Annotated in this window: 3 protein-coding genes and 1 pseudogene; all 4 read left to right on the plus strand. The window is 40.9% G+C overall.

What is annotated here, in order from left to right; translation table 11 throughout:
* Window positions 1–1070 (plus strand): IS66 family transposase (locus FTU98_RS13745; RefSeq protein ID WP_180051562.1); only part of this gene is annotated, 1070 nt, incomplete at its 5' end.
* Between the two features lie 86 nt (window positions 1071–1156).
* Window positions 1157–1330, plus strand: a complete 174-nt coding sequence (locus FTU98_RS13750; RefSeq protein ID WP_019383587.1) for a hypothetical protein — start codon at window positions 1157–1159, stop codon at window positions 1328–1330.
* Window positions 1331–1367: 37 nt separating this feature from the next.
* Complete coding sequence (locus tag FTU98_RS13755) at window positions 1368–1769, plus strand: surface-adhesin E family protein (protein ID WP_167846505.1); 402 nt, start codon at window positions 1368–1370, stop codon at window positions 1767–1769.
* 165 nt (window positions 1770–1934) lie between these two features.
* Window positions 1935–2708, plus strand: a pseudogene (locus FTU98_RS13760) (helix-turn-helix domain-containing protein); the annotation flags it as partial.
* Window positions 2709–3049 lie beyond the last annotated feature (341 nt).

Genomic DNA, 3049 nt, shown 5'->3' on the forward strand with positions numbered 1-3049 from the left:
ATCAGTGCGACACCCTGACTCAGCAAGCGATGCCCGCCTATGTGATTGATAAAGGTATTGCCAGTCCTGAACTGCTCAGCCATGTGCTGGTATCGAAGTATGCCGATCATTTGCCGCTGTACCGTCAGCGCCTGATCTATCAGCGGGCTGGCATTGATCTGTCCAGATCCACGTTATCTGACTGGATTGGTCGCTGCGGTGTGGAACTGGAACCTCTGGCCAATGCCTTAAAACAGGTGGTGCTGCAACAGCGGGTGATCCATGCCGATGAAACGCCGGTCACCATCATGCGGATGGGTGAGAATGATAAAAAACCGAAGAAAGGTTATGTCTGGGCCTATGCCACTACACAGTACAATCCAGTTCAAGCCGTGATCTATGACTTTCAGGATAGTCGTTCAGGTCAGCATGCTGAAGCGTTCCTGAAAGACTGGCAGGGCCATCTGGTCTGTGATGATTACAGCGGTTATAAAGCACGCTTTAAATCAGGCCAGGTCATTGAGGTGGGCTGCATGGCCCATGCACGTCGTAAATTCCATGAACTGCATGTGACCAAAAAAAGTCAGGTCGCTGAACAGGCATTAGTGCTGATTCAGAAACTGTATGCCATAGAAGCAGAACTCAGGAAAAAGACCGATGGTACAGCAGAACAGCGCCGCGAATACCGACAACAGCATAGTCAACCGGTGATGCAACAACTGTATGAATGGCTCAACCAACATCAACTGACTGTGCCATCGAGTTCTCCAACCGCCAAGGCGATCAATTACACTCTGAAGCGTTGGCCAGCTTTAAGCCGCTATCTGGATGATGGCAATCTACCGATTTGCAATAACTGGGTGGAAAACCAGATGCGCCCCTGGGCGTTGGGACGTAAGAACTGGTTATTTGCAGGTTCGCTGCGCAGCGGTCAGCGAGCAGCCAATATTATGACATTAATCCAGTCAGCAAAGCTGAATGGGCTGGATCCGTATGCCTATTTAAGTGATGTTCTGAAAAGGTTGCCGACACATAAAGTGACCCAAATAGAAGAATTACTGCCACACCGCTGGAAATCCGACCAAAATTAAAAAATAGGCATGGGATTCAGCGGACGCTTACTGTGATTTAATGTTTACGGCTGTTATATTTGTTCCATATATTTGAGGGTAGCTAGATGACTAATAAGGATTATGATGTTGCTTTAGAAGCTCTTGCTGAGTTGGTAAAAGATGTATCTAAAATAGTTCATTCTGAAGCTGTAGATAAAGCTCTGGTTGAGCCTACAAAAGCTAATATTGAAGAGCGTAATAAGTTAAAAGACATCGTTGATCAAGCTGAAGATCTATAGTGCTTTATATTAAATAGATGATAAATGAGGGGGATGTATGCTTAAAAAATTGTTGTTGTCTTTATTAATCGCTGTACCTGTAGTTGCTCAAGCTGAGTGGATTGTATTAGATAAAGGTGAGGAGTTTACTATTTACGTTGACCCTGATCGTACAGTAGCTACTGTTAAATCTCTAAAACATGCAGAAGCTTGGTTTAAAGCTGTAGTTCATAATGACTTAACAAAAGATGGAATGGGTATCGGTGACTTTCGATTAATGAAATATAAGTTTAAATGCGATACAAATGAGTTAAGTTTAGATGCTAGTTATGACTATAGAAAAGGTAAGCAGATTGATTCCTATGTTGCTCGTTATACTGACTATAGACCTGCTATTCCAGAAACAAATGGTGAGTTTATGGCAATCGTAGTTTGTGGATACCTATATGGTGAAGAATAGTTGAGCTAAAAATAGCAATGCTTCGTAACTGAACCGTACCGGGTTTGTCGGAGACTTTTTTATTTGTATTAGTTCAGACTTGATCGTACATTCTTCTTGAAAAAGAGAAAGTTACCCGTTTTGATAAAGGTGTCGAAATCTTAATCAAACAAAGGTAACTTTCTTATGTTGCATACTAACAATCAAATCATTAAACACAAAGTAGGTCTGCTCAATTTAGCTGAAGAGCTTCAGAATGTATCCAGAGCATGCAAAGTGATGGGTGTTTCAAGAGATACATTTTATCGCTATCTAGAGTTAGTGAAGTCTGGTGATATTGACGCGCTGATCAATAAATCCCGTCGAGTACCAAATTTAATAAACCGTGTAGATGATGCTACTGAACAGGCCGTTATTGATTTCGCAATTCAATATCCCGCATATGGGCAGTACCGTACTAGTAATGAATTACGCAAGAAGGGTGTATTCGTTTCAGGGAGTGGTGTTCGCTCTATATGGCTTCGTCATGATTTAGAAAACTTTAAGAAGCGTTTAACAGCACTTGAGACTAAAGTGGCTCAGGATGGTATTGAATTAAATGATCAGCAGATTGCGGCACTTGAACGTAAGCATGAGGATGACGTAGCTTGTGGTGAAATCGAAACAGCTCATCCAGGCTATTTAGGCGCGCAAGACACCTTTTATGTAGGGAATCTCAAAGGTGTTGGACGAATCTACCAACAAACATTCATCGACACTTATAGCAAGGTCGTTCATTGCAAGCTCTATACAACAAAAACACCGATTACATCGGCTGATTTACTCAATGATCGTGTGTTGCCATTCTATCAATCTCAGGACTTACCAATGCTTCGCATCCTCAAAGACAGAGGTACTGAGTATTGCGGTAAGGTAGAACAACATGACTATGTGTTATATCTGGCAGTCAATGATATAGAAGGGCAATCTAATTCATCTTCTATAACTTGGATCTATGCAGTCTTTTCTCTAGTTCTTATGATTGTTGTACTGTAGTCGTTGTTGTATGAGTGATTAGATTGTTCTCTTTTTTAAAAGGTTAGATGTCTGTTTCAAATACAGATCTTGTTTATTTTTATTATTTTATTAGCTGTTTTATTAGTGCTATTAAAGATAGCTCAGAGTAGAAAGAGATGGTAATACCCCCATTTTTAATTGAATTAATGGGTAGAAAATCTAAAGCCCTTGTTATTGTTTAAAAATAGGTGGACAACCATTTACTGACATATGAGGTCGTTCATGATTATAAAAGTACTGCCAGT

Origin of the sequence: Acinetobacter sp. YH12211, from assembly GCF_013418015.1 — a bacterium.
GTDB lineage: Bacteria > Pseudomonadota > Gammaproteobacteria > Pseudomonadales > Moraxellaceae > Acinetobacter > Acinetobacter towneri.

Bases quoted from the DNA above. Each gene is read 5' to 3' on its own strand.
- FTU98_RS13750 (WP_019383587.1), top strand. From the start codon at position 1,157: ATGACTAATAAGGATTATGATGTTGCTTTAGAAGCTCTTGCTGAGTTG.
- FTU98_RS13755 (WP_167846505.1), top strand. From the start codon at position 1,368: ATGCTTAAAAAATTGTTGTTGTCTTTATTAATCGCTGTACCTGTAGTT.